This is a genomic window from Bacillus sp. AP50 (assembly GCF_040492675.1).
Taxonomy (GTDB): domain Bacteria; phylum Bacillota; class Bacilli; order Bacillales; family Bacillaceae_G; genus Bacillus_A; species Bacillus_A cereus.
Window position 1 is genome coordinate 33,476 of record NZ_JBEUTW010000027.1, and the last position, 24,878, is coordinate 58,353.

Genomic DNA, 24,878 nt, shown 5'->3' on the forward strand with positions numbered 1-24,878 from the left:
GTTTTGACGAGTTTCTTCTATAGTAATATAAAAACAACAAAAGATAATCCAGAAACTGTAAAATGAATTCTGTTAGATGAAAACTTGAAATTCTTTAAAGTGCCATGTATAATAGCAAAAGTAGAGAAAAGCAGATGCAAACAAAAAGATGCTTGCATCTAGACGAATAACATTGTATAATAGACAATGTTGGTCTTTGACTGCGATGAAGTGGAAGGTTGCTGACACACCCGGCCGCTTTGCCATGGCATGGTGTGGGGAAATTTCCATGGAGAAGGTCTATTTTAGAAATAGGCGAACGAAGGAGGGAAAATAATGGCAAAAGAAAAAATTCGTATCCGTTTAAAAGCTTACGATCACCGTATTCTTGATCAGTCAGCTGAGAAAATTGTAGAAACAGCTAAGCGTTCTGGGGCAACAGTTTCTGGTCCGATCCCATTACCAACTGAAAAAACTGTTTACACAATTCTTCGTGCTGTTCATAAGTACAAAGATTCTCGTGAGCAATTCGAAATGCGCACGCACAAACGTCTAATCGACATCGTGAGTCCTACTCCACAAACAGTAGATTCATTAATGCGTTTAGACTTACCATCTGGTGTAGATATCGAAATCAAACTATAATTTATATAACTTAAAAATGTAGGAGGTGTAACTCATGACCAAAGGAATCTTAGGAAGAAAGATCGGTATGACTCAAGTATTTGCTGAGAACGGTGAGTTAATCCCAGTAACAGTTATCGCTGCTAATCCAAACGTTGTTCTTCAAAAGAAAACAACTGAAACTGATGGCTACAATGCAATCCAGTTAGGATTTGAAGATAAACGTGAAAAGTTAACTAACAAACCTGAACAAGGCCACACTGCTAAAGCATCTACAACTCCTAAGCGCTTCATTCGCGAAATCCGCGATGCAGACGTGGACGGATTAGAGGTTGGTCAAGAGGTAAAAGTTGACGTATTCGCTACAGGTGAAATCGTTGATGTAACAGGAATTTCTAAAGGTAAAGGTTTCCAAGGTGTTATCAAACGCCACGGACAATCTCGCGGACCTATGTCTCATGGTTCTCGCTATCACCGTCGTCCAGGTTCAATGGGCCCAGTTGCTCCGAACCGTGTATTCAAAGGCAAAAAACTTGCTGGACGTATGGGTGGAGACCAAGTTACTATCCAAAACTTAGAAATCGTTCAAGTTGACACTGAGCGCAACTTATTACTAGTAAAAGGTAACGTTCCAGGTGCTAAGAAATCTCTTGTAGTTGTTCAAGGCGCTGTGAAGGTTAGCAAATAATTCACAATAGGAAGGAGGAATTCCAATGCCAAAAGTTACTGTATATAACCAAACTGGTTCACAGGTTGGTGAAATCGAATTAGCTGAAGCTATTTTCGGTATCGAACCAAATGAAGCTGTACTTTTCGAAGCTGTAATGATGCAACGTGCATCTTTACGTCAAGGTACACACAAAGTAAAAACTCGCTCTGAAGTTCGCGGTGGTGGTCGTAAACCATGGCGTCAAAAAGGAACTGGACGTGCTCGTCAAGGGTCTATCCGCTCTCCTCAATGGCGTGGTGGTGGTACGGTATTCGGACCTACACCAAGAAGCTATGCGTACAAACTTCCTAAGAAAGTTCGTCGTTTAGCAATCAAATCTGCATTAGCTACTAAAGTAGTTGAGAACAACATTGTAGTTCTTGAAGACCTAGTGTTAAATGCACCAAAAACAAAAGATATGCTAGCAGTACTTAAAGGATTAACTGTTGAGAAGAAAGCTCTTATCGTAACTGCTGATGCAAACGAATCTGTAGAGTTATCTGCTCGCAATATCCCTGGAGTAACAGTAATCACTGCTGATGGCGTAAACGTTTTAGACGTGCTTCATCATGATAAGCTAATCATGACAAAAGCGGCAGTGGAAAAAGTAGAGGAGGTGCTTGCATAATGAGAGATCCTCGTGATATCATTAAGCGCCCAGTTATCACTGAACGTTCTATGGAAATGATGGCTGAAAAAAAATACACGTTCGATGTGGACGTTAAATCTAATAAAACAGAAGTTAAAGATGCTCTTGAAGCGATCTTTGGTGTTAAAGTAGAAAAAGTGAACATCATGAACTACAAGCCGAAAGCAAAACGCGTTGGTCGTCACGCTGGTTTTACTAGCCGTCGTCGTAAAGCAATCGTTAAGCTAACTGCTGACAGCAAAGAAATCGAAATCTTCCAAGGCGTTTAATTCTTACTAAAGAAGGAGGGAAATTGAGATGGGAATCAAAAAGTATAATCCAACTACTAACGGTCGTCGTAATATGACTACGAATGATTTCGCTGAAATCACGACTGATAGACCCGAAAAGTCATTACTTGCTCCTTTAAGCAAGAAGGCTGGTCGTAATAACCAAGGTAAAATCACTGTACGTCATCAAGGTGGCGGACATAAGCGTCAATACCGTATCATCGACTTTAAGCGTAACAAAGATGGAATTCCAGGACGCGTTGCTACGATCGAATACGATCCAAACCGCTCTGCGAATATCGCATTAATTAACTACGTTGACGGTGAAAAACGTTACATTCTTGCTCCTAAATCTTTAGAAGTAGGTATGGAAGTTATGTCTGGCCCAGAAGCTGACATTAAAATCGGTAACGCATTACCATTAATCAACATTCCAGTAGGTACTGTTGTTCATAACATCGAGCTTAAGCCTGGTCGTGGCGGACAATTAGTTCGTTCTGCTGGTACATCTGCTCAAGTACTTGGTAAAGAAGGTAAATACGTACTTGTACGTTTAACTTCTGGTGAAGTACGTCTTGTATTATCTGCTTGTCGCGCTTCAATCGGTCAAGTAGGTAACGAACAACACGAACTTATCAAAATCGGTAAAGCAGGTCGCTCTCGCTGGTTAGGTAAACGCCCAACAGTTCGTGGTTCTGTAATGAACCCGGTTGATCACCCACACGGTGGTGGTGAAGGACGTTCTCCAATCGGACGTAAGTCTCCAATGTCTCCATGGGGTAAACCAACTCTTGGATTCAAGACTCGTAAGAAAAACAAAGCGTCTGACAAATTCATCGTTCGTCGTCGTAAAAAATAATGGGATTGTAGTACGGTTCATTTCTAGAACCGTACGCCAATCACGAAGGGAGGCACCAAAATGGCTCGTAGCTTAAAAAAAGGACCATTTGTCGATGATCACTTAATGAGCAAAATGGAAAAATTAGTTGCATCTGAGCAAAAACAAGTTGTTAAAACTTGGTCTCGCCGTTCAACAATCTTCCCTCAGTTCATCGGACACACAATCGCTGTATATGATGGTCGTAAACACGTACCTGTGTACATCACTGAGGATATGGTTGGCCATAAGTTAGGTGAATTCGCACCAACTCGTACGTACAAAGGTCACCTTGCTGACGATAAGAAAACTAGAAGATAATGAGAGGAGGCACTTCAATGCAAGCTAAAGCAGTAGCGAGAACAGTTCGTATTGCTCCTCGTAAAGTTCGTTTAGTAGTAGACTTAATCCGAGGTAAGCAAGTGGGTGAAGCGATTGCTATCCTTAACCACACACCAAAAACTGCTTCTCCAGTTGTAGAAAAAGTTTTAAAATCTGCAATCGCAAATGCAGAGCACAATTATGAGATGGACATTAACAACCTAGTTGTTGAAAAAGTTTTCGTTGACGAAGGTCCAACGTTAAAACGTTTCCGTCCACGTGCAATGGGTCGTGCAAGCCAAATTAACAAACGCACAAGCCACATCACAGTTGTGGTATCAGAAAAGAAGGAGGGATAATCGATGGGTCAAAAGGTTAATCCAATTGGTCTTCGTGTCGGCGTTATCCGTGACTGGGAATCTCGTTGGTTCGCTGAGAAAGATTACGCTACATTATTACATGAAGACATCAAAATCCGTGAGTACATTAATGTACGCTTAAAAGATTCTGCTGTTGCTAAAGTAGAAATCGAACGTGCAGCAAATCGTGTAAATGTTACAATTCACACTGCAAAACCTGGTATGGTAATTGGTAAAGGTGGTACTGAAGTTGAAGCACTTCGTAAAGCTCTTAACCAATTAACAGGCAAGCGTGTACACATCAACATTTTAGAAGTTAAGAGAGCTGATCTTAACGCTAAATTAGTAGGCGAAAACATCGCTCGTCAATTAGAAAACCGTGTATCATTCCGTCGTGCACAAAAGCAAGTTATTCAACGTGCTATGCGTGCAGGTGCTAAAGGTATTAAAACACAGGTTTCTGGTCGTCTTGGCGGAGCTGATATCGCTCGTGCAGAATCTTACAGTGAAGGAACTGTTCCACTTCATACACTTCGCGCTGATATTGACTATGCAGCAGTTGAAGCTGATACAACATACGGTAAATTAGGCGTAAAAGTATGGATCTACCGTGGAGAAGTCCTTCCTACAAAAAAGAAAGCTTCTGAGGAAGGAGGAAAATAATATGTTAATGCCAAAACGCGTAAAATATCGTAGAGAGCATCGTGGTAAAATGCGTGGTCGTGCTAAAGGTGGAACTGAAATTGCTTTCGGTGAATTCGGTTTACAAGCACAAGCTGCTTCATGGATTACAAACCGTCAAATCGAAGCTGCTCGTCGTGCAATGACTCGTTACATGAAACGTGGCGGTAAAGTATGGATTAAAATTTTCCCTTCTAAACCTTACACTGCAAAACCTCTAGAAGTACGTATGGGTTCCGGTAAAGGGGCACCAGAAGGCTGGGTAGCAGTAGTAAAACCTGGGAAAATTATGTTCGAAATCGCGGGTGTATCTGAAGAGGTAGCACGCGAAGCATTACGTCTTGCAGCTCACAAGTTACCTGTGAAATGTAAATTCGTAAAACGTGAAGAAAATGGTGGTGAATCTAATGAAAACTAATGATATTCGTGAATTAACCACTGCCGAAATCGAAACAAAAGTTAAAGCTTTAAAGGAAGAGTTGTTTAATCTTCGCTTCCAACTTGCTACAGGACAATTAGAGAATCCAACTCGCATTCGTGAAGTGCGTAAAGCAATTGCTCGTATGAAAACTGTAGTTCGTGAAAGAGAGATCGGAATTAATCGATAAATTGAGGGGAGGTTTGCATAGTGAGCGAACGTAACCAACGCAAAGTTTATACTGGTCGTGTAGTGTCTGACAAAATGGACAAAACGATTACAGTTTTAGTTGAAACTTACAAAACTCATTCCTTGTACGGAAAACGTGTTAAGTATTCTAAGAAGTACAAAGCCCATGATGAGCAAAACCAAGCGAAACTTGGCGATATCGTTAAAATCATGGAAACTCGCCCGCTTTCTGCTACTAAGCGTTTCCGTTTAGTTGAAATCGTTGAAGAAGCGGTTATTATCTAAATAGACGAATCGGAATTTTTAGTCCGAAGGGAGGTTTCATAACATGATCCAACAAGAATCTCGTTTGAAAGTTGCTGACAACTCTGGTGCACGTGAACTTTTAACAATTAAAGTATTAGGCGGCTCTGGTCGTAAATATGCTAACATTGGTGACATTATCGTTGCTACGGTAAAACAAGCAACACCAGGTGGCGTTGTTAAAAAAGGTGACGTTGTTAAAGCAGTAGTGGTACGTACGAAGAGCGGAGCTCGTCGTCCGGACGGTTCTTACATCAAATTTGATGAAAACGCAGCGGTTATCATTAAAGACGATAAGAGCCCACGTGGTACTCGTATCTTCGGACCAGTAGCTCGTGAATTACGTGATAGCAACTTCATGAAGATCGTTTCTTTAGCTCCAGAAGTTCTATAATTTAAGGTATTGCCTTGCTAAGGAGGTGCAGAATTAAGATGCATGTAAAAAAAGGTGATAAAGTACAGGTAATCACTGGTAAAGACAAAGGAAAACAAGGCGTTATCCTTGTGGCTTTCCCAAAGCAAAACCGTGTTATCGTTGAGGGTGTCAATATCGTTAAGAAGCACTCTAAGCCATCTCAATTAAATCCACAAGGTGGAATTATTACTAAAGAAGCACCTATTCACGTTTCTAACGTTATGATTTTAGATCCGAAAACAGGTGAACCTACTCGTGTAGGCTTCAAAGTAGAAGATGGTAAAAAAGTTCGTATTGCAAAAAAATCTGGTGAATTATTAGATAAATAATTTTCTTAAGAAAGGAGGTCACTTCATTGAATCGCCTTAAAGAGAAGTTCCAAAAGGAAATTACTCCTGCTCTAGTGAGCAAGTTTAACTATAAATCTGTAATGCAGGTACCAAAAATCGAAAAGATCGTAATCAACACTGGTGTTGGTGACGCGGTATCTAACTCAAAAGCGTTAGACAACGCAGTAGAAGAATTAACACAAATCACAGGTCAAAAACCTGTTGTAACTCGTGCTAAAAAATCAATCGCTGGTTTCCGTCTTCGTGAAGGTATGCCAATCGGTGCGAAAGTAACTTTACGCGGCGAGCAAATGTATGAGTTCTTCGACAAATTAGTATCAGTTTCTTTACCACGTGTACGTGATTTCCGTGGTGTTTCTAAGAAATCATTCGATGGTCGTGGAAACTATACATTAGGTGTTAAAGAGCAACTTATTTTCCCTGAGATTGATTATGATAAAGTAAGCAAAGTCCGCGGTATGGACATCGTAATCGTTACTACAGCGAAAACTGATGAAGAAGCTCGTGAACTTTTAACACAATTCGGTATGCCATTCCAAAAATAATGGAAGCCAACGCTAAGTAGAGGAGGCGAAAACGTGGCTAAAAAATCTATGATAGCGAAACAAAAGCGTACTCCTAAGTTTAAAGTACAAGAGTATACACGTTGCGAACGCTGCGGTCGTCCGCATTCTGTATACCGCAAATTTAAACTTTGCCGTATTTGTTTCCGTGAACTTGCATATAAAGGTCAAATTCCTGGTGTTAAAAAAGCTAGTTGGTAAAACCCACAAATGGGAAGGAGGTAAAACACATGGTGATGACAGATCCAATTGCAGACATGCTTACTCGCATCCGTAATGCGAACATGGTACGTCATGAGAAATTAGAGGTTCCTGCTTCTAAAATCAAAAAAGAGATCGCTGAACTTTTAAAACGTGAAGGTTTCATTCGTGATGTAGAATACATCGAGGATAACAAACAAGGTATCCTTCGTATTTTCCTGAAATATGGTGCAAACAATGAACGTGTAATCACTGGATTAAAACGTATCAGTAAACCTGGCTTACGCGTTTACGCTAAAGCTGACGAAGTACCACGTGTACTTAACGGATTAGGTATCGCTCTTGTTTCTACATCTAAGGGAGTAATGACAGACAAAGACGCTCGTCAATTACAAACTGGTGGAGAAGTAGTAGCATACGTTTGGTAATATATATTTAAAACGAACGGAGGTGTGACCACATGTCTCGTATTGGTAAAAAGATTCTTGAAATCCCTGCAGGTGTTACTATTACAGTTGCAGAAGACAATACTGTAACAGTAAAAGGCCCTAAAGGTGAATTAACTCGTACTTTCAATGCTGATATGCTTATCAAAATTGAAGAGAATACATTAACAGTTGAGCGTCCATCTGAACAGAAGGAACACCGTGCATTACACGGTACAACTCGTGCTTTAATCGGAAACATGGTTGAAGGTGTAACTGAAGGTTTCGCACGCGGACTTGAATTAGTCGGTGTTGGTTACCGTGCTCAAAAACAAGGTGATAAACTTGTATTAAGCGTAGGTTATTCTCATCCAGTAGAAATGACTCCGGAAGCAGGTCTTGAAGTTGAAGTACCTGCACCAACTAAGATCGTAATTAAAGGTATCGACAAGCAACGTGTTGGCGAATTCGCTGCTAACATCCGTGCTGTACGTGCTCCTGAGCCTTACAAAGGTAAAGGTATTCGTTACGAAGGCGAAGTTGTTCGTCGTAAAGAAGGTAAAACTGCTAAGTAAACCCGTTAGGTGAGAGAAAGGAGTGACAAGAATGATCACTAAAGCTGATAAAAATGCGACTCGTAAGAAAAGACATGCACGTGTACGTGCTAAACTTACTGGTACTGCAGAGCGTCCACGTTTAAACGTGTTCCGTTCTAACCAACATATTTACGCTCAAGTTATTGATGATGTGAATGGTGTAACGTTAGTAAGTGCATCTACTCTTGATAAAGACCTTGCTCTTAACGGTACTAGCAATATTGAAGCTGCTACGAAAGTTGGAGAATCAGTTGCTAAGCGTGCTGTAGAGAAAGGCGTTAAAGAAGTAGTATTTGATCGCGGTGGTTACTTATACCATGGCCGTGTTAAAGCTCTAGCTGAAGCTGCTCGTGAGGCTGGATTACAATTTTAATGGTCAAAGGAGGGAAAATTGATGCATCGCATTGACCCAAGTAAATTAGAACTTGAAGAACGTGTAGTTACGATAAATCGTGTCGCGAAAGTTGTTAAGGGTGGTCGTCGTTTCCGCTTTGCTGCACTAGTTGTAGTTGGCGATAAAAACGGTCATGTTGGATTCGGTACTGGTAAAGCACAAGAGGTACCAGACGCAATCCGTAAAGCTATCGAAGACGCTAAGAAAAACTTAATCGCTGTACCATTAGTTGGTACAACAATTCCACACACAATCAACGGTCATTTTGGCGCTGGTGAAGTATTCTTAAAACCTGCTGCTGAGGGTACTGGTGTTATTGCTGGTGGACCTGTTCGTGCGGTCCTTGAATTAGCTGGTGTACAAGATATTCTTTCGAAATCTCTTGGTTCTAACACACCAATCAACATGATTCGCGCTACTGTGAACGGATTAAGCGAACTTAAGCGCGCTGAAGATGTTGCAAAATTACGCGGTAAATCTGTAGAAGAGCTACTAGGTTAAGGAGGGAAAACAAATGGCGAAAAAGTTAGAAATTACCCTCACTCGTAGTGTAATTGGTCGTCCACAAGATCAACGTGCGACGGTAGAAGCTTTAGGTCTTAAAAAGTTGAATTCAACTGTAGTTAAGGAAGAAACTCCTGCTATTCTTGGTATGATCAACAAAGTTTCTCACCTTGTAACTGTAAAAGAAGCTTAAGGATAACTCATTAATATAAGGAGGTGCCTGGGAATGAAACTTCATGAATTAAAACCTGCAGAAGGTTCTCGTAAAGTACGTAACCGTGTCGGTCGTGGTATCGGTTCTGGTAACGGTAAAACTGCTGGTAAAGGTCATAAAGGACAAAACGCACGTTCTGGCGGCGGTGTTCGTCTTGGCTTCGAAGGTGGTCAAACTCCATTATTCCGTCGTTTACCAAAACGCGGCTTCACAAACATTAACCGTAAAGAGTTTGCTATTGTAAACTTATCAACGTTAAATCGTTTTGAAGATGGTACAGAAGTAACACCTGAATTATTGCTGGAAACTGGCGTTATCAGCAAGTTAAACGACGGTGTTAAAGTTCTTGCAAGCGGAGCAGTAGAGAAAAAACTAACTGTTAAAGCGCACAAGTTCTCTTCAAGTGCTAAAGAAGCAATTGAAGCAGCTGGCGGATCAGTTGAGGTGATCTAATGTTTCGTACAATCTCCAACTTTATGCGCGTTGCTGAGATAAGACGTAAAATATTATTCACTTTAGCGATGTTAATCGTATTCAGGATTGGCACGTTTATCCCCGTGCCATTTACAAATGGAGACGTACTGAAGGCACAAGATCAATTAAATGCTTTAGGTATTCTAAATACATTTGGCGGTGGAGCCTTGAAAAACTTCTCCATCTTTGCGATGGGAATCATGCCGTATATTACAGCATCCATCATCGTGCAATTATTGCAGATGGATGTTGTTCCTAAATTTTCGGAATGGTCGAAGCAAGGTGAAATGGGCCGTCGTAAATTAACGCAATTCACGCGTTACTTTACAATTGTTCTTGCGTTTATTCAGGGGTTTGGTATGTCAATCGGTTTTAACGGTATGGTAGGTGGACAATTAATTTTGAATCCAGGTTGGAGCACTTATTTATACATTGCTACGGTACTGACTGCTGGTACTGCATTTTTAATGTGGTTAGGTGAACAGATTACAGCTAAAGGTGTAGGTAATGGTATTTCCATCCTTATCTTTGGCGGTATTGCCGCAGCGATCCCAAGTGTTATATCTCAAGTGTATCAGCAACAGTTTCAAAATATCGGAGATCAATTGTTCATGAGTATCGTTAAAGTTGCATTGATTTTACTAGCTGTGCTAGCAGTTATTGTGGGTGTTATTTTCATTCAACAGGCTGTTAGAAAGATCCCAATTCAATATGCGAAGCGTGTAACAGGAGGAAATGGTGGTTATGCTGGAGCACAAAACACACATTTACCGCTTAAGGTAAATAGTGCTGGTGTTATTCCAGTAATTTTTGCTGTTTCATTCTTAATTACGCCTCCGACTATTGCACAGTTCTTCCCGAAACATGATGTATCGCAGTGGATTATTGCAAACTTTAACTATTCTCACCCAGTGGGAATGATCATATATGTTGCGCTCATTGTAGCCTTCACATATTTCTATGCATTTGTTCAGGTTAATCCAGAGCAAATGTCAGAGAATCTAAACAAGCAAGGTGGATATGTTCCAGGTATTCGTCCGGGTAAGAATACGGAACAATATCTAACAAAAATCTTGTATCGTTTGACCTTTGTAGGATCAATTTTCCTAGCAGCGATTGCAATCTTACCAGTTATCTTTACGAAATTGGGAAATCTTCCTCCATCTGCACAGATCGGTGGAACGAGTATGTTAATCGTTGTCGGCGTTGCTTTAGAAACAATGAAGCAGCTAGAAAGCCAACTGGTAAAACGCCATTACAAAGGGTTTATCAAGCAGTGAGTAAGTGGGAAGAATTGTCTTCCCTACATGCTCATGTACTCTGAGGGGGAACAAGGATGAACTTAATTTTAATGGGGCTTCCTGGTGCTGGTAAAGGTACACAAGCCGAACAGATTGTTGCCAAGTATAACATCCCTCACATTTCAACAGGAGACATGTTCCGTGCAGCTATGAAGGCTGAAACTGAAATGGGTCTACAAGCAAAATCTTTTATTGATAAAGGTGCACTTGTTCCAGATGAAGTTACGATCGGAATCGTGCGTGAACGTTTAAGTCAAGACGACTGCGTAAGAGGTTTCTTACTAGACGGTTTCCCACGAACTGTTGCACAAGCATCAGCTCTTGAAGAAATTATGAAAGATCTTGGCAAAAAAATCGACTATGTTTTAAACATTAATGTGGATTCAGGGTTGTTATTAAAACGCCTTACAGGCCGTCGCATTTGTAAAGAGTGCGGTGCGACTTACCACTTAGAATTCAATCCACCAGCAAAAGCTGATGTGTGCGATAAATGTGGTGGCGAATTATATCAACGCTCTGATGACAATGAAGAAACTGTAGCAAATCGTTTAGATGTAAATATTAAGCAAACAAAACCTTTGCTTGATTTCTACGAAGAGCTTGGTTACTTACAAAGCATTAATGGTGAGCAAGATATCAATAAAGTATTTGCTGATATCGATGTTCTCATCGGAGGCTTAGCGTAATGATAATCTGCAAAACTCCTCGCGAGATAGAAATCATGCGAGAAGCTGGCAGGATCGTTGCTTTGACTCATCAAGAGTTGAAACAGCACATTACTCCAGGAATTACAACGAAAGAGCTCGATCAAATAGCGGAAAAGACGATTCAAAAATATGGTGCTACGCCATCTTTTAAAGGATACAACGGATTTCCGGGGAGCATATGTGCTTCTGTAAATGAAGAGCTTGTACACGGAATTCCAGGGAAGCGCAAGCTCAAAGAGGGCGATATCATCAGTATCGATATTGGTGCGAAATACAATGGGTACCATGGAGATTCTGCATGGACGTATCCAGTTGGAAACATTTCTGAATCTGTTCAAAAGCTACTTGATGTCACAGAAAAATCGTTGTATCTTGGTCTAGAACAAGTAAAACCAGGCGAGAGATTATCAAATATCTCACATGCGGTTCAAACCCATGCTGAAGAGAATGGATTCTCGATCGTTAGGGAGTATGTTGGTCACGGAATCGGGCAAGACTTACATGAGGACCCTCAAATCCCGCACTATGGTCCACCAAATAGAGGCCCTAGATTAAAGCCGGGAATGGTCATCTGTGTTGAGCCGATGGTGAATCAAGGAAGACGATATGTAAAAACACTATCTGATGACTGGACAGTGGTAACGGTAGATGGTAAATGGTGTGCCCATTTTGAGCACACGATTGCTCTTACAGAAGCAGGATACGAAATCCTTACCACTTTATAAGTAGCTGGCTCTCCGGGATTTCAGAGCAGTGTAAAATGTTACTGATTTGAAGAAGGGAGAACTATTGAATGGCTAAAGATGATGTAATTGAAGTCGAAGGTACCGTTCTTGAAACGTTGCCAAATGCTATGTTCAAAGTAGAATTAGAGAATGGGCATGTCGTATTGGCTCACGTTTCTGGTAAAATCCGTATGAACTTCATTCGTATTTTACCAGGAGACAAAGTTACGGTAGAATTATCTCCGTACGATTTAAATCGTGGTCGTATTACGTACCGTTTTAAATAATATAGCACTCCGTAATCTTTAAGGAGGTTCGAGACATGAAAGTAAGACCGTCAGTTAAACCAATCTGCGAAAAATGTAAAGTTATTCGTAGACGTGGAAAAGTAATGGTTATTTGTGAAAACCCTAAACATAAACAAAAACAAGGTTAATCAGAAGGAGGTGCATTCGTAATGGCACGTATCGCAGGTGTAGATATTCCTCGAGACAAACGCGTTGTTATTTCTTTAACTTACGTATTCGGCATTGGTCGCACAACTGCTGAAAAAATTCTTGCTGAAGCAGGTATTTCTGAAGAAACACGAGTTCGTGATTTAACGGAAGACGAATTAGGACGTATCCGTGATATCATCGATCGTATTAAAGTTGAGGGAGACCTTCGTCGTGAAGTATCTCTTAACATCAAACGTCTAATGGAGATCGGTTCTTACCGTGGTCTTCGTCACCGTCGTGGTTTACCAGTTCGTGGTCAAAACTCTAAAAACAATGCTCGTACACGTAAAGGTCCACGTCGTACAGTAGCAAATAAAAAGAAATAATAAGTAAAGGAGGTTGAACTAACAATGGCACGTAAAACAAACACTCGTAAAAAACGTGTGAAAAAGAATATTGAAGCTGGTATAGCTCATATTCGTTCTACTTTCAACAACACAATCGTAACACTTACAGATACTCACGGTAACGCACTTTCTTGGTCTAGTGCTGGTGCACTTGGTTTCCGTGGATCTCGTAAATCTACTCCATTCGCTGCGCAAATGGCTGCTGAAACTGCTGCTAAAGCTGCAATGGAACACGGTTTAAAAACTTTAGAGGTTACTGTTAAAGGTCCTGGTGCTGGTCGTGAAGCTGCAATTCGTGCTCTTCAAGCTGCAGGTCTAGAAGTAACAGCAATTAGAGATGTTACTCCAGTTCCTCATAATGGATGTCGTCCACCAAAACGTCGTCGTGTGTAATTTTTCTGTATAGAATTTTCCCTTTTGTCTATAATGGATATGATGCATTATCGAGAAATTTCGTACAGAAACATCGCTTGTTGTGCACAATCGGGAACTGCCTAAGGGGGACTTTCGGTTAGACAGGGGTTATACCTTTGTTTAACCGGGGTTTCGACGTTTTGAAGGAGGGTTTAGTTAATGATTGAAATCGAAAAGCCGAAAATCGAAACGGTTGAACTTAACGAAGATGCTAAATATGGTAAATTCGTAATTGAACCGCTTGAGCGTGGATATGGTACTACTTTGGGTAACTCCTTACGTCGTATTCTTTTATCCTCACTCCCTGGTGCCGCTGTTACTGCTATCCAAATCGATGGCGTATTACATGAATTTTCAACAGTTGAGGGCGTAGTAGAAGACGTTACGACGATCATCTTAAACTTGAAAAAGTTAGCTCTTAAAATCTACTCTGAAGAAGAGAAGACGTTGGAAATTGATGTACAGGGCGAAGGTATTGTCACAGCTGCTGATATTACTCACGATAGTGATGTAGAAATCTTAAATCCAGATTTACACATTGCAACGTTAGCAAAAGATGCGCATTTCCGCGTGCGTTTAACTGCAAAGCGTGGCCGTGGGTATACGCCAGCTGATGCAAATAAAAGCGAAGATCAACCAATAGGAGTAATTCCTATTGATTCTATTTATACTCCAGTATCACGTGTGACTTACCAAGTGGAAAAGACACGTGTCGGACAAGTGGCTAATTATGATAAGCTTACGCTTGATGTATGGACGGATGGAAGCATCGGGCCAAAAGAAGCTATCTCTTTAGGTGCCAAAATCTTAACTGAGCATTTAAATATCTTTGTTGGTTTAACTGATGAAGCACAAAATGCTGAGATTATGGTCGAGAAGGAAGAAGATCAAAAAGAGAAAGTTCTTGAGATGACTATCGAAGAACTAGACCTTTCTGTTCGTTCTTATAATTGCCTAAAACGTGCAGGAATTAATACTGTACAAGAGCTTGCGAACAAAACAGAAGAAGATATGATGAAAGTTCGTAACTTAGGACGTAAATCCTTAGAAGAAGTTAAACATAAACTTGAGGAATTAGGTTTAGGTTTACGTAAAGACGACTGAGGATTTAAACCCATCAACAAAGGAGGGAACTACGAATGGCATACAGAAAATTAGGCCGTACAAGTGCGCAACGTAAAGCTATGTTACGTGATTTAGCTACTGATTTAATTATCAACGAGCGCATCCAAACGACAGAAACTCGTGCAAAAGAACTTCGTTCTGTAGTGGAAAAAATGATCACTTTAGGTAAACGCGGAGATCTTCATGCTCGTCGTCAAGCAGCAGCTTTCATTCGCAATGAAGTAGCTAACGCTGAGACTGGTCAAGATGCACTTCAAAAACTATTCGCTGATGTAGCTCCACGCTATGCTGAGCGCCAAGGCGGATACACTCGTATTGCAAAAATTGGTCCACGTCGCGGAGACGCAGCACCAATGGTAATTATCGAGTTAGTATAATGATAATTAAAAGGGCAGGACAGTTCTTTTCAAGAAACTGGTCATGGCCCTTTTTTTTAAATATAAAAATAGGCTAACTGTGCGAAGGAAAGGGTGCCTTCTATTGAAAAAAGAGAAACTTCGGATAGAAAATATATCATTTCAATATCCTGGGGCAGCCACTTATGCATTAAAAGATGTTTCATTTTCCTTATATGAGGGAGAATGGGTATCTATTATTGGACAAAACGGTTCAGGAAAGTCTACACTTGCAAAATTATTGAATGGTTTGTTTTTGCCAGAAGCAGGGACTATTACAGTAAATGATACAATGGTTTTATCAGAGGAAACGGTATGGGATGTTCGAAAACAAATTGGAATGGTATTTCAAAATCCAGATAATCAATTTGTTGGAACAACAGTGCAAGATGATGTTGTATTTGGCTTAGAGAATATCGGAATGCCAAGAGAACAAATGATTGAAAGATTAGAACAGGCCTTGCGACTTGTCCGTATGGAAGATTTTCTTAATGATGAGCCTCATTCCTTATCTGGTGGGCAAAAGCAGCGAGTGGCAATAGCAGGCGTTTTAGCACTTCAACCATCTATTTTAATATTAGATGAAGCAACGTCAATGTTAGACCCTCAAGGGAGACGTGAAGTAGTAGAAACGGTTAGACAACTTGTTACTCAAAAAGGTATTACCGTGTTATCGATTACGCACGATTTAGAAGAAGCGGCACAGTCAGATCGTGTCATTATTTTAAATAAGGGAGAAATATTAGAGGAAGGGACTCCAGAAAAAATTTTCAAATCCTCTCATATGCTCCAAGAAATTGGCTTAGATGTACCGTTTTCAGTGAAAATAGCAGAATTATTAAAAAGAAATGAAATTCTCTTGCAAAATACGCATCTTACAATGGAAAGCTTGGTGAACGAACTTTGGAGATTACATTCCAAAAAGTAGAGCATCGTTATCAATATAAAACTCCATTTGAAAGACGCGCACTTTATGATGTAGATGTGTCGTTTCCAAGTGGGGGCTATTATGCCATTATTGGTCATACTGGTTCAGGTAAGTCAACGATGATTCAACATTTAAATGGTTTATTGCAGCCGACAAATGGTACAGTTCAAATTGGTGAACATTTGATTTCGGCAGGAAAGAAAGAAAAAAAGTTAAAGCCACTACGTAAAAAAGTAGGGGTTGTCTTTCAATTCCCAGAACATCAGTTGTTTGAAGAGACTGTGGAGAAAGATATTTGTTTCGGCCCTACTAATTTTGGAGTATCTGTAGACGAAGCAAGGCAAAAGGCTAGAAAGGCAATTGAACTTGTAGGGCTAGAACCGGAACTGTTAACACGTTCTCCGTTCGAATTAAGTGGTGGACAAATGAGACGTGTTGCTATAGCGGGTGTACTGGCGATGGAACCTGAAGTGCTTGTATTAGATGAACCTACAGCAGGACTAGATCCAAAAGGGCAGAACGAACTTATGGAGATGTTTTATAAGCTGCACAAGGAAAAGGGGCTTACAGTTATCCTTGTAACGCATAATATGGAGGATGCTGCTCAGTATGCGGAGCAGATTGTAGTTATGCATAAAGGAACGGTCTTTTTGCAAGGAAGTGCAGAGGAAGTATTTTCACATGCCGATGAACTAGAGAAAATTGGTGTGGATCTTCCTATGTCATTAAAGTATAAACGTGCAATTGAAGAGAAGTTTGGTATTTCAATTCCAAAGGCTACCTTATCTTTAGAGGATCTTACTCATGAAGTTGTGCAGGTGTTACGAAAAGGTGGTCATGAATCATGCAGCAGTTGATTATTGGGAGATATATCCCGGGGAATTCACTTATTCATCAACTTGATCCACGTACGAAGCTGCTGATTGTCTTTTTATATGTATTTGTTGTTTTCTTAGCAAATAATGCGATTTCATATGGATTTTTATTTTTATATGCACTCATTGCTTTATTTTTTGCAAAAGTGCCGATTCGTTATGTACTTTCGGGCTTAAAACCAATTTTATGGATTTTTCTTTTTACATTTTTCCTGCATATTTTTACAAATAAGGAGGGGGATGTACTATTCCAGCTTGGTTGGTTTTCGATATATGAAAAAGGATTAGAGCAAGGGATATACATTTCTGTACGATTCTTCGTTATTATTTTAATGACGACATTATTAACGTTAACGACGACACCTATTGAAATTACAGATGGTTTGGAGACGTTATTAAAGCCGTTGAAGCGTATAAAGGTTCCTGTTCATGAAATCGCATTAATGATGTCAATTTCTCTTCGTTTTATCCCGACATTAATGGATGAAACGAGTAAAATAATGAAAGCACAAGCGTCACGTGGTATTGATTTTGCCGGGGGACCGATAAAAGATAGAATGAAAGCTATTATTTCACTGCTCGTTCCTCTGTTTATCAGTGCTTTTAAGCGTGCAGAGGACTTAGCCATTGCGATGGAAGCTCGTGGATATCAAAGTGGTGAAGGACGTACTAAATTTAGGCAACTACGCTGGAAAACAAGCGATACAGTAACGATTGTCAGCTTATTTTGTTTAGCTTGTATTTTGGCATGGGTGCGATCGTAATGGAGAATAGAGAAATGGATAGAATAAAATGTACGGTTGCATATGATGGCATGCATTTTTGTGGTTATCAAATTCAGCCGAACCATCGTACTGTTCAACAGGAGATAGAAAAAGCATTGCAGAAATTGCATAAGGGAGAACTTGTTCGTGTTCAGGCATCTGGTAGAACAGATTCTACAGTTCATGCAAAAGGACAAGTAATACACTTTGATACTCCTTTGTCTCTTGAAGAGTGGCAATGGATTAATGCTTTAAACACAATGTTGCCAGATGATATTGTTATTAGGCAAGTAGAGAAAAAAACAGAAGAATTTCATGCACGTTACGGTGTTGAGAAAAAAGAATATCGTTATCGTGTATTATTATCAAAGACTGCGGATGTATTCCGTAGAAATTACGTATATCAATATCCATATCCGCTCGAAATCAACTCTATAAGAAAAGCAATTCCTTATTTTATTGGAACACATGATTTCACTTCTTTTTGTTCGGCAAAAACTGACAAAAAAGATAAAGTGCGAACAATTTATGAAATCGAGTTAATTGAACAAAATGATGAAATAATTTTTCGTTTTGTAGGTAATGGATTTTTATATAATATGGTCAGAATTATTGTTGGTACGTTACTTAGCGTAGGGCAAGGAAAGCTTGATCCTGATAGCATTCCAGAGATTTTAGCGAAACAAAATCGTCAGTTTGCTGGAAAGATGGCTCCAGGTCATGGGCTTTACTTATGGGAGGTAAACTATAACAACTAATCCTGGTGTAACATTTGCTTGACATTAGAAACTCAAAAGTATATCATAACATATGGTATTGTTTCTAAAACCACGATTAGCCCCGGAAGGAAATCGTGTTTAAGATAAACAATAGATTTTTTCTATGGAAAAGATAACGAGGAGGGAAACACATGCGTACGACTTTTATGGCAAAAGCTAACGAAGTTGAGCGTAAATGGTATGTGGTTGATGCTGAAGGTCAAACTTTAGGTCGCCTTGCTAGTGAAGTAGCATCCATTTTACGTGGTAAAAACAAACCTACATTTACACCACACGTTGACACGGGTGATCATGTAATTATTATTAACGCTGAGAAAATTCATTTAACAGGTAATAAATTAAACGATAAAATTTACTACCGTCACACTAACCACCCAGGTGGACTTAAGCAAAGAACAGCTCTTGAAATGCGTACAAACTACCCTGTACAAATGTTAGAGCTTGCAATTAAAGGCATGCTTCCAAAAGGACGCTTAGGCCGTCAAGTTTCTAAGAAACTTAACGTGTATGCTGGAGCAGAGCATCCACACCAAGCACAAAAACCAGAAGTTTACGAACTTCGCGGATAATTAATTAAAGGAGGGCTTACTTTGGCACAGGTTCAATACTATGGCACTGGACGTCGTAAGAGTTCAGTAGCGCGCGTACGCCTAGTTCCAGGCGAAGGACGCGTTATCATTAACGGTCGTGATTTTGAAAACTATATCCCATTTGCTGCATTACGTGAAGTAGTGAAACAACCTCTAGTTGCAACAGAAACTTTAGGTAACTACGATGTACTTGTAAACGTAAATGGTGGTGGATACACTGGTCAAGCTGGTGCTATTCGTCACGGTATTTCTCGCGCTTTATTAAAAGCTGATCCAGAATACCGTCTAACACTAAAACGTGCAGGTCTATTAACTCGTGACGCACGTATGAAAGAGCGTAAAAAATACGGTCTTAAAGGCGCACGTCGTGCACCTCAGTTCTCAAAACGTTAATTTTTGCGAACTACAAACCCCAACCATTTTGGTTGGGGTTTTTTTTATGTTTCATTCCTCTTTTGCAATTTTTATAGCTTGGAATATTTTAGTGCTACCGCCATGCGTATGCTTCTTCTTTAGAAGTTTAGACTAATACGTATTAGGGAGGTTTATAAGTACTATGAATGTCATTGTCAGCTTACAAGAAAAACAAAAAGAAAAGCAGTTAAAATACGAGCGGAAGATGTTGCGGGAATTATCATTAAAAACATTGCGTTCAAATATTCGTGATGCCTTTCAAATGCAAGAGCTTCATCGTCAGTATGAAGATTACTGTATTGAATTAGGGATAGAATCTTATTTATTAGGAGCGAGATACAGTAAATTTGGTTATTATGGTGAATCGTTTTTTGATGTGAAATATAGAGCTTTAGAAGAAGAACAACAATTAACTGAAACGCTATTTCAATTTTTAACGAGTATGACTATGCGAGAAATAAAGTTGAAAGATGAGGAATTACTTTTTGAATCTTGTCAGCAGTTTATAGGATTGTGGTGGCAAGAAGGGTATGAAAAAGGTGAAAGAAGATATCGATTAAAGCTTCATTAAGACAAGCATAAACTTTCCTCTTGTCCCATATAAGTAATTAGAGGGACTAGCTGGAGGAGGAAAGGTATGAAGAGAATTCGAATTATCTCTTTTGCACTCGCTGCGGTTGTATTGTTTTTTTTAGTTAAACAAGAATTTCAAATTACAAAATCGTGGCGAGCTTGGAATTTACCCTTATCAGGGAAAGTAATTGTATTAGATGCTGGGCATGGTGGACCAGATGGAGGGGCTGTTGGTGGAAAGGATATTATAGAAAAGGATATTACGCTTGAAATTACAAAAAAGGTACAAGACTATTTACAAGAACAAGGTGCACTAGTTATTTTAACGCGTGAGGGAGATTATGATTTAGCTAACAAAGATACAAAGTCATATAGTAGACGTAAAGCAGAGGATTTAAAAAAACGTGTAGAAATCATCAATAAACCTGATGTAGACTTTTTTGCAAGTATTCATTTAAATGCTTTAACTAGTAGTGGATCGAAAGGCGCACAAACGTTCTATTACCGCTCTTCGATTGAAAATGAACGTGCTGCAAAATTTATACAGGCTGAATTGAGAACAAGTTTAGAAAACACGAATCGTTCTGCTAAGACAATTTCGCATGTATATTTATTAAAGTATTCTAAAACACCAGGTGCTTTAATTGAAGCTGGCTTTTTATCGAATGTGAACGAAAGGTATATGTTAAATTCGGAGAAATATCAGCAAAAGGTAGCAGCTGCAATATACCGTGGTATATTACGTTATTTCACGGAAAAAGGAAATCCTCCAGAATAAGGAGGATTTTTTTGAGCTTCTCTCGTTAACGAAGTTTTCGGAAAATATGTTATACTGGAAATGTAAACGCATTTATTTCAAGGATAAGCAGAGATAAATTCAATTAACATTACGTTATTTTTCATACAGGGGGCTGGGCTAATTATGATAACGAAAGAGCAAGTGGTTGAAGCGTTAGAAGGGATTATAGATCCGTTTTTACATAAAACATTAAAAGAAACAAGTGCAATTAAAGAGGTAACAGTCAAGCCAGAGAAGGAACATGTGAGTGTCAAAATTGCAATCGTAAAAACCGGTACAGCGGAACAAATGCAGTTGCAGTCTGGAATTGTAAAGTTAGTAAAAGAACTTGGGGCAGCAACAGTTGGACTTCGTTTTGCAGAATTTACAGAAGAGGAATTAGCTCAGTTTGCACCGGAACAAGAAGAAGAGCAAAGTGAATCTTTATTGTCACCTAATTCAAAAACAACATTCTTAGCAGTAGCGAGTGGAAAAGGTGGCGTGGGAAAATCAACTGTTTCCGTTAACCTTGCAGTTGCTTTAGCTCGTTTAGGAAAAAAAGTTGGTATTATTGATGCGGACATTTACGGTTTTAGTGTGCCGGACATGATGGGGATAGAAAAACGTCCTATTGTAAGAGGTGACAAGATAATTCCGGTGGAACGTTTAGGTGTAAAGGTAATCTCAATGGGCTTCTTTGTAGAGGATAATGCACCAGTTATTTGGAGAGGACCTATGCTTGGGAAAATGTTAAACCACTTCTTCACAGAAGTAGAATGGGGCGATTTAGATTATTTAGTACTAGATTTGCCACCAGGCACAGGTGATGTTGCGTTAGATGTGCACTCAATGTTGCCATCTTGCAAAGAGATTATTGTAACGACGCCTCATCCAACAGCTGCGTTTGTAGCAGCGCGTGCTGGAGCGATGGCATTGCGCACTGAACATAGTATTCTTGGTGTTGTTGAGAATATGGCATATTTTGAAAGTAAGGTAACTGGTGAGAAAGAATATGTATTTGGAAAAGGCGGGGGAGATAAGTTAGCTACCGAATTACAAACGAATGTTCTTGGTCGCATTCCGCTACAACAACCCGATTGGAATAAAGAAGACTTTGCTCCTTCAGTATATGAAGATACACATACAACGGGCATTATTTATAGTAAAATAGCTGAAACAGTAATTGATAGAACAGCTGTTACACAAAAATAAAGTGAAACTTTAATCAGTGGGGTTCACCTGTTACTGACAACAATAAGGCTTTTGTTGCTAGTAAACCTTTCGCTTAACTAGAGGGGGCCATTTCGTCTGTTAATAGCAAGATAAAGTAATAACGAGTGAACAATGTATAAATTGTCCACTCGTTATTATAGTTATTATTTTTTACTATTCTTCCTTCTTCCCGCCTTGAGAACCACCGTCACCGCCTGCTTCTTTCTTACCAGATCCGCCTTTTTCAGCTTTTTGCACACCTTTACTAATGATATCAATCATCTTGGCTTGGAAGAGTGGACTTTCAGCAGTTTCTGTTAGTACTTGTTGTAGATATTGACGGTATTCTTTACTCTTCATTGTTTGTAACATCATTTTTTCTACTTCAGGATTTTTCATAATTTCTATAACGCCTGCTTGGTATTCAGGGTCTTTTAATAAGGTTTTCATTAATTGGGTTTGTTCTTTCCCCATACTTTTAGCGAACTTCGATGAGAACTCAGGATCTTTAAAGAGCTTTTCCCAGAATTGTTGCCCTTTATCGGATACCATGGCATCTTCAATCGTTTTCTTTACTACTGTTTCATCTAGTATGAGTGCTTGTTTCATTTTTTCATCAGTTAATACATCTTGAATAGCTTTCTTACCTTGATCTGTTTTTAAAATATCAACAATCATTTTCTTTGTTTGATCGTAATCTAGTTCGGATTTCGTTTCTTTTCCTTGTGCGCATGCTGCAAGTGCGATAAGTAGAAAAGAAGAAACGAAAATGAATAGCATCCGTTTCATAAGTTGGAACTCCTTTCAGCACAGTTCTCTCTTTTTAATATAAATATCTTTAAGGAATTTATACATGAACATGGCTAGCTTTTTGAAATTGTCATTGATACAATTTAATTAGAAATATAAGGATAATGGGGGATGTGTTGTGAATAGCCGCAAGTGGGTACGACTATTTTTAACGACGTTGTTTCTTGGTGGAATTAGCACAGTTATTATTGGTTTTGTTTTGGAGTGGGACAAGTACAATAAATTTTTTCAAAATTTCGACGGTAAGGAGATTTTAGCAGTATCTTTCTGGCTGATGGGTGTAGGATTTATTTTTAGTGTTATAAGTCAAATGGGATTCTTTGCATATTTAACAATCCACCGTTTTGGACTAGGGATGTTCCGCTCATCTTCTTTATGGAATGCAGTCCAGCTCTTCTTTATTGCATTCGTATTATTTGATTTTGTGTATTTAAGATCTGTACTTATTGCAAATGGGGAAGTCTCGTTAGGGAATAACATACTTGTTGCTGGAATATTATTTGTGTTTGGAGCAATTGTTGCTTATGTAAAAAGCAAAGAAACAAATAAAAAAGCATTTGTGCCAGCTCTGTTCTTTATGGTTGTTGTAACGATCCTTGAATGGGTACCGGCGCTTCGGATTAATGATACAGATTGGTTATATTTAATGGTTATACCGCTATTGTTATGTAACGCATATCAATTACTTGTATTACATCGTTTAATCGGAAAAACAAGTAAATCAGCTTAATAGAGAGATTTTATACACCAGCAGTTATAATGCTGGAAATGGTATGATTAAAAAAGCTCTACCACCTTCTTGAAAGGTAGTAGAGCTTTTTATGCGTGAAGAGTGGTAGGGAAGAAGCTACTTCACATCTTCACTTTTCGTACTTGTGTTGGAAATAAGTTGTGATACGGATATTTGCTCATATCCATCACTTTTTATTTTTTGCAGGAGCAGCGGTAAAGCTCTATTTGTTTGAAGGGCAGAATCGGATGCGTGTAATAAGACGATATCTCCACCTTTCAAATTATTAGAGACAGTGGAAACGATGTTATTTACACCTGGGTTTTTCCAATCGTTTGAATTATTACTCCAATGCACGACGGTGTATCCAAGTGATTCTGCGATTTTAAGGGTTGCTTTGTTAAATTCGCCACTAGGTGGACGTAACAGCTTGACTTGTTTTACACCAAGTTTCGTAAAAACATCTTGTGCTCGTAAAAGGTCTCGTCTTATTTCATTTGTCTCTAGAGAAGTGTAGGATGTGTAATTGTACCCCATACTACCGATTTCGTGTCCGTCTTTCATGATTCGCTCTACAATATCGGGGTGTCTTTCGGCCCATGCAGCAGAAAGGAAGAATGTTGCATTCTTAATTTCTCTTTCTTTAAGAGTATCTAGGATTGGAATTGCTTTTTTGTCTCCCCAACTAATATCAAACGTAAATGCAACTTGCTTTTTAGCGGTGTCTCCTTTGTAAATTACTTTAGGGCCTGTAGCAGTTGAAAAAGCAGATTCATGTGAATATGTTTTTAAAAAGAGTAGCCATGCTGTAAATAAGGACAGTATCACTATTAAGCTAATGTGTTTAAAATTTCTCTTACTCGTAATAAAAAAGAAAAACATAATATTACGCCCCTTTGTCCAATCCTTTTCAGTTACATATATGCTGTAAATATAAAAAAGAGAACAAAGGATTAATATCGTAAGTAGTGGATATAATGGATGATAGGATTGTGATAATTGAAAATGAGCGGAACGTTTATTGTTGCGTAAGGAATTATTGAGGTGATTGTTTGCTTGGGCTGATGTTGACAAAAGAAGAGAGAAAAGAAATGGAATACATATTGAAGAGAGAATTAGAGGAACTTTTATTTGATTTTGAAGATGAGCGTATTCATGAAGTTGTAAAAAAAGCCATGGAAGAAAGATATAAAATCATTTTCTGTTTATTCCGGAGAGTAGCTAACACAGAAGAATGTATTCGTTATGTAAGAAAAAGAATTTTTTATTAAAAAGTGTTGACGTTAATAGTTTGTATATGTTAAATTAATAACCGTCGCTGATGCGGAAACGCAGAAAACGACAAAAGAAATTGAAAAACTTAGTTGACATCGAAAAACGAAAATGTTAACATAAGGAAG

At 39.1% G+C, this 24,878-nt stretch carries 43 protein-coding genes; 41 read left to right on the forward strand and 2 right to left on the reverse strand.

The features are described from left to right. The first annotated feature begins 315 nt into the window (after positions 1 to 315). From rpsJ to ABWK52_RS04100, 39 genes are all read left to right on the forward strand, one after another. Positions 316 to 624, forward strand: a complete 309-nt coding sequence (gene rpsJ, locus ABWK52_RS03910) for a 30S ribosomal protein S10 (protein ID WP_001040596.1) — start codon at positions 316 to 318, stop codon at positions 622 to 624. A 34-nt stretch (positions 625 to 658) separates the two neighbouring features. Next, complete coding sequence (gene rplC / locus ABWK52_RS03915; RefSeq protein ID WP_000160207.1) at positions 659 to 1,291, forward strand: 50S ribosomal protein L3; 633 nt, start codon at positions 659 to 661, stop codon at positions 1,289 to 1,291. Positions 1,292 to 1,316: 25 nt separating this feature from the next. Further along, positions 1,317 to 1,940: a 50S ribosomal protein L4 gene (gene rplD / locus ABWK52_RS03920; protein ID WP_001127258.1), complete on the forward strand. Its 624-nt coding sequence runs from the start codon at positions 1,317 to 1,319 to the stop codon at positions 1,938 to 1,940. After that, complete coding sequence (gene rplW, locus ABWK52_RS03925; RefSeq protein WP_001205558.1) at positions 1,940 to 2,230, forward strand: 50S ribosomal protein L23; 291 nt, start codon at positions 1,940 to 1,942, stop codon at positions 2,228 to 2,230. The genes rplD and rplW overlap by 1 nt, the downstream gene beginning before the upstream one ends. 28 nt (positions 2,231 to 2,258) lie before the next feature. Continuing rightward, complete coding sequence (rplB, locus tag ABWK52_RS03930) at positions 2,259 to 3,089, forward strand: 50S ribosomal protein L2 (protein WP_000511583.1); 831 nt, start codon at positions 2,259 to 2,261, stop codon at positions 3,087 to 3,089. A gap of 60 nt (positions 3,090 to 3,149) precedes the next feature. Next, complete coding sequence (gene rpsS, locus ABWK52_RS03935; RefSeq protein WP_000124454.1) at positions 3,150 to 3,428, forward strand: 30S ribosomal protein S19; 279 nt, start codon at positions 3,150 to 3,152, stop codon at positions 3,426 to 3,428. Between the two features lie 17 nt (positions 3,429 to 3,445). Beyond that, positions 3,446 to 3,787, forward strand: coding sequence for a 50S ribosomal protein L22 (gene rplV, locus ABWK52_RS03940; RefSeq protein ID WP_001148024.1), 342 nt, complete (start codon positions 3,446 to 3,448; stop codon positions 3,785 to 3,787). A 3-nt stretch (positions 3,788 to 3,790) separates the two neighbouring features. Then, positions 3,791 to 4,450 (forward strand): 30S ribosomal protein S3, encoded by a 660-nt coding sequence (gene rpsC / locus ABWK52_RS03945; RefSeq protein ID WP_000529956.1) that lies wholly within the window; start codon positions 3,791 to 3,793, stop codon positions 4,448 to 4,450. Between the two features lies 1 nt (position 4,451). Then, entirely contained in the window at positions 4,452 to 4,886 is a 435-nt protein-coding gene (rplP, locus tag ABWK52_RS03950) for a 50S ribosomal protein L16 (protein ID WP_000928969.1), read from the forward strand. Then, a complete protein-coding gene (gene rpmC / locus ABWK52_RS03955) occupies positions 4,876 to 5,076 on the forward strand; it encodes a 50S ribosomal protein L29 (protein ID WP_000855718.1) in 201 nt (66 codons plus the stop codon). The genes rplP and rpmC overlap by 11 nt, the downstream gene beginning before the upstream one ends. 20 nt (positions 5,077 to 5,096) lie before the next feature. Continuing rightward, on the forward strand, positions 5,097 to 5,360 hold the full coding sequence (gene rpsQ / locus ABWK52_RS03960; protein ID WP_000004106.1) for a 30S ribosomal protein S17: 264 nt from the start codon (positions 5,097 to 5,099) through the stop codon (positions 5,358 to 5,360). 43 nt (positions 5,361 to 5,403) lie between these two features. Beyond that, positions 5,404 to 5,772 carry a 50S ribosomal protein L14 gene (rplN, locus tag ABWK52_RS03965; protein ID WP_000615912.1) on the forward strand — a complete coding sequence of 123 codons (369 nt, stop codon included), beginning with the start codon at positions 5,404 to 5,406 and terminating at the stop codon, positions 5,770 to 5,772. Positions 5,773 to 5,810: 38 nt separating this feature from the next. Beyond that, positions 5,811 to 6,122, forward strand: coding sequence for a 50S ribosomal protein L24 (gene rplX / locus ABWK52_RS03970; RefSeq protein ID WP_000558200.1), 312 nt, complete (start codon positions 5,811 to 5,813; stop codon positions 6,120 to 6,122). 26 nt (positions 6,123 to 6,148) lie between these two features. After that, positions 6,149 to 6,688: a 50S ribosomal protein L5 gene (rplE, locus tag ABWK52_RS03975; RefSeq protein ID WP_001080831.1), complete on the forward strand. Its 540-nt coding sequence runs from the start codon at positions 6,149 to 6,151 to the stop codon at positions 6,686 to 6,688. 33 nt (positions 6,689 to 6,721) lie between these two features. Continuing rightward, positions 6,722 to 6,907 (forward strand): 30S ribosomal protein S14, encoded by a 186-nt coding sequence (rpsN, locus tag ABWK52_RS03980; protein WP_001085700.1) that lies wholly within the window; start codon positions 6,722 to 6,724, stop codon positions 6,905 to 6,907. A 29-nt stretch (positions 6,908 to 6,936) separates the two neighbouring features. Continuing rightward, on the forward strand, positions 6,937 to 7,335 hold the full coding sequence (gene rpsH, locus ABWK52_RS03985) for a 30S ribosomal protein S8 (RefSeq protein WP_000245511.1): 399 nt from the start codon (positions 6,937 to 6,939) through the stop codon (positions 7,333 to 7,335). Positions 7,336 to 7,367: 32 nt separating this feature from the next. Further along, complete coding sequence (gene rplF, locus ABWK52_RS03990; protein ID WP_000086558.1) at positions 7,368 to 7,907, forward strand: 50S ribosomal protein L6; 540 nt, start codon at positions 7,368 to 7,370, stop codon at positions 7,905 to 7,907. A 31-nt stretch (positions 7,908 to 7,938) separates the two neighbouring features. Further along, positions 7,939 to 8,301 carry a 50S ribosomal protein L18 gene (gene rplR / locus ABWK52_RS03995; RefSeq protein WP_000628816.1) on the forward strand — a complete coding sequence of 121 codons (363 nt, stop codon included), beginning with the start codon at positions 7,939 to 7,941 and terminating at the stop codon, positions 8,299 to 8,301. Between the two features lie 21 nt (positions 8,302 to 8,322). Then, positions 8,323 to 8,823, forward strand: coding sequence for a 30S ribosomal protein S5 (gene rpsE, locus ABWK52_RS04000; protein WP_000554646.1), 501 nt, complete (start codon positions 8,323 to 8,325; stop codon positions 8,821 to 8,823). A gap of 13 nt (positions 8,824 to 8,836) precedes the next feature. Then, on the forward strand, positions 8,837 to 9,019 hold the full coding sequence (gene rpmD, locus ABWK52_RS04005) for a 50S ribosomal protein L30 (RefSeq protein ID WP_001085234.1): 183 nt from the start codon (positions 8,837 to 8,839) through the stop codon (positions 9,017 to 9,019). A 33-nt stretch (positions 9,020 to 9,052) separates the two neighbouring features. Next, positions 9,053 to 9,493, forward strand: a complete 441-nt coding sequence (gene rplO / locus ABWK52_RS04010) for a 50S ribosomal protein L15 (RefSeq protein WP_000766081.1) — start codon at positions 9,053 to 9,055, stop codon at positions 9,491 to 9,493. Then, positions 9,493 to 10,794, forward strand: a complete 1,302-nt coding sequence (gene secY, locus ABWK52_RS04015; RefSeq protein ID WP_000490117.1) for a preprotein translocase subunit SecY — start codon at positions 9,493 to 9,495, stop codon at positions 10,792 to 10,794. Before rplO ends, secY begins: the two co-directional genes overlap by 1 nt. 56 nt (positions 10,795 to 10,850) lie before the next feature. Further along, the gene (locus ABWK52_RS04020; protein ID WP_001048989.1) at positions 10,851 to 11,501 is read left to right on the forward strand and encodes an adenylate kinase; all 651 of its coding nucleotides are present in this window, start codon (positions 10,851 to 10,853) and stop codon (positions 11,499 to 11,501) included. After that, a complete protein-coding gene (gene map / locus ABWK52_RS04025) occupies positions 11,501 to 12,247 on the forward strand; it encodes a type I methionyl aminopeptidase (RefSeq protein ID WP_000582539.1) in 747 nt (248 codons plus the stop codon). The genes ABWK52_RS04020 and map overlap by 1 nt, the downstream gene beginning before the upstream one ends. 68 nt (positions 12,248 to 12,315) lie before the next feature. After that, complete coding sequence (gene infA / locus ABWK52_RS04030; protein WP_001029884.1) at positions 12,316 to 12,534, forward strand: translation initiation factor IF-1; 219 nt, start codon at positions 12,316 to 12,318, stop codon at positions 12,532 to 12,534. A 35-nt stretch (positions 12,535 to 12,569) separates the two neighbouring features. Then, positions 12,570 to 12,683: a 50S ribosomal protein L36 gene (rpmJ, locus tag ABWK52_RS04035; protein WP_000868344.1), complete on the forward strand. Its 114-nt coding sequence runs from the start codon at positions 12,570 to 12,572 to the stop codon at positions 12,681 to 12,683. A gap of 21 nt (positions 12,684 to 12,704) precedes the next feature. Beyond that, on the forward strand, positions 12,705 to 13,070 hold the full coding sequence (gene rpsM / locus ABWK52_RS04040) for a 30S ribosomal protein S13 (protein WP_000090788.1): 366 nt from the start codon (positions 12,705 to 12,707) through the stop codon (positions 13,068 to 13,070). A 24-nt stretch (positions 13,071 to 13,094) separates the two neighbouring features. Next, positions 13,095 to 13,484 carry a 30S ribosomal protein S11 gene (gene rpsK / locus ABWK52_RS04045; RefSeq protein ID WP_000101798.1) on the forward strand — a complete coding sequence of 130 codons (390 nt, stop codon included), beginning with the start codon at positions 13,095 to 13,097 and terminating at the stop codon, positions 13,482 to 13,484. Positions 13,485 to 13,664: 180 nt separating this feature from the next. Next, entirely contained in the window at positions 13,665 to 14,609 is a 945-nt protein-coding gene (locus ABWK52_RS04050) for a DNA-directed RNA polymerase subunit alpha (protein ID WP_000569643.1), read from the forward strand. Positions 14,610 to 14,644: 35 nt separating this feature from the next. Further along, the gene (rplQ, locus tag ABWK52_RS04055; RefSeq protein WP_000331490.1) at positions 14,645 to 15,007 is read left to right on the forward strand and encodes a 50S ribosomal protein L17; all 363 of its coding nucleotides are present in this window, start codon (positions 14,645 to 14,647) and stop codon (positions 15,005 to 15,007) included. A 103-nt stretch (positions 15,008 to 15,110) separates the two neighbouring features. Further along, complete coding sequence (locus ABWK52_RS04060) at positions 15,111 to 15,953, forward strand: energy-coupling factor ABC transporter ATP-binding protein (protein ID WP_000711759.1); 843 nt, start codon at positions 15,111 to 15,113, stop codon at positions 15,951 to 15,953. Then, positions 15,929 to 16,810, forward strand: coding sequence for an energy-coupling factor ABC transporter ATP-binding protein (locus tag ABWK52_RS04065; protein ID WP_000406535.1), 882 nt, complete (start codon positions 15,929 to 15,931; stop codon positions 16,808 to 16,810). Before ABWK52_RS04060 ends, ABWK52_RS04065 begins: the two co-directional genes overlap by 25 nt. After that, entirely contained in the window at positions 16,798 to 17,592 is a 795-nt protein-coding gene (locus ABWK52_RS04070; protein WP_001186526.1) for an energy-coupling factor transporter transmembrane component T family protein, read from the forward strand. Before ABWK52_RS04065 ends, ABWK52_RS04070 begins: the two co-directional genes overlap by 13 nt. A 14-nt stretch (positions 17,593 to 17,606) precedes the next feature. Beyond that, the gene (truA, locus tag ABWK52_RS04075) at positions 17,607 to 18,350 is read left to right on the forward strand and encodes a tRNA pseudouridine(38-40) synthase TruA (protein ID WP_002098927.1); all 744 of its coding nucleotides are present in this window, start codon (positions 17,607 to 17,609) and stop codon (positions 18,348 to 18,350) included. A gap of 152 nt (positions 18,351 to 18,502) precedes the next feature. Beyond that, positions 18,503 to 18,940, forward strand: coding sequence for a 50S ribosomal protein L13 (gene rplM, locus ABWK52_RS04080; RefSeq protein ID WP_001260793.1), 438 nt, complete (start codon positions 18,503 to 18,505; stop codon positions 18,938 to 18,940). A 21-nt stretch (positions 18,941 to 18,961) separates the two neighbouring features. After that, positions 18,962 to 19,354 carry a 30S ribosomal protein S9 gene (rpsI, locus tag ABWK52_RS04085; protein WP_000079986.1) on the forward strand — a complete coding sequence of 131 codons (393 nt, stop codon included), beginning with the start codon at positions 18,962 to 18,964 and terminating at the stop codon, positions 19,352 to 19,354. 163 nt (positions 19,355 to 19,517) lie between these two features. After that, positions 19,518 to 19,946, forward strand: a complete 429-nt coding sequence (locus tag ABWK52_RS04090) for a DUF2521 family protein (protein ID WP_001101005.1) — start codon at positions 19,518 to 19,520, stop codon at positions 19,944 to 19,946. A 66-nt stretch (positions 19,947 to 20,012) separates the two neighbouring features. Continuing rightward, a complete protein-coding gene (gene cwlD / locus ABWK52_RS04095) occupies positions 20,013 to 20,726 on the forward strand; it encodes an N-acetylmuramoyl-L-alanine amidase CwlD (protein ID WP_000822439.1) in 714 nt (237 codons plus the stop codon). A 144-nt stretch (positions 20,727 to 20,870) separates the two neighbouring features. After that, the gene (locus ABWK52_RS04100) at positions 20,871 to 21,938 is read left to right on the forward strand and encodes an Mrp/NBP35 family ATP-binding protein (RefSeq protein ID WP_098542420.1); all 1,068 of its coding nucleotides are present in this window, start codon (positions 20,871 to 20,873) and stop codon (positions 21,936 to 21,938) included. A 174-nt stretch (positions 21,939 to 22,112) separates the two neighbouring features. On the opposite strand, the gene gerD is transcribed toward ABWK52_RS04100, so the two are convergent. After that, positions 22,113 to 22,727: a spore germination lipoprotein GerD gene (gene gerD, locus ABWK52_RS04105; protein ID WP_000827296.1), complete on the reverse strand. Its 615-nt coding sequence runs from the start codon at positions 22,725 to 22,727 to the stop codon at positions 22,113 to 22,115. A 139-nt stretch (positions 22,728 to 22,866) separates the two neighbouring features. Here gerD and kbaA point away from each other — a divergent pair, with 139 nt between their 5' ends. Further along, a complete protein-coding gene (kbaA, locus tag ABWK52_RS04110; RefSeq protein WP_001088526.1) occupies positions 22,867 to 23,478 on the forward strand; it encodes a KinB signaling pathway activation protein KbaA in 612 nt (203 codons plus the stop codon). A gap of 117 nt (positions 23,479 to 23,595) precedes the next feature. On the opposite strand, the gene pdaB is transcribed toward kbaA, so the two are convergent. Beyond that, positions 23,596 to 24,360, reverse strand: coding sequence for a polysaccharide deacetylase family sporulation protein PdaB (gene pdaB / locus ABWK52_RS04115; RefSeq protein ID WP_000464705.1), 765 nt, complete (start codon positions 24,358 to 24,360; stop codon positions 23,596 to 23,598). Positions 24,361 to 24,530: 170 nt separating this feature from the next. On the opposite strand from pdaB, the gene ABWK52_RS04120 reads away from it, so the two are divergent. Continuing rightward, positions 24,531 to 24,749 (forward strand): hypothetical protein, encoded by a 219-nt coding sequence (locus ABWK52_RS04120; protein WP_000901147.1) that lies wholly within the window; start codon positions 24,531 to 24,533, stop codon positions 24,747 to 24,749. Positions 24,750 to 24,878: the final 129 nt, after the last annotated feature.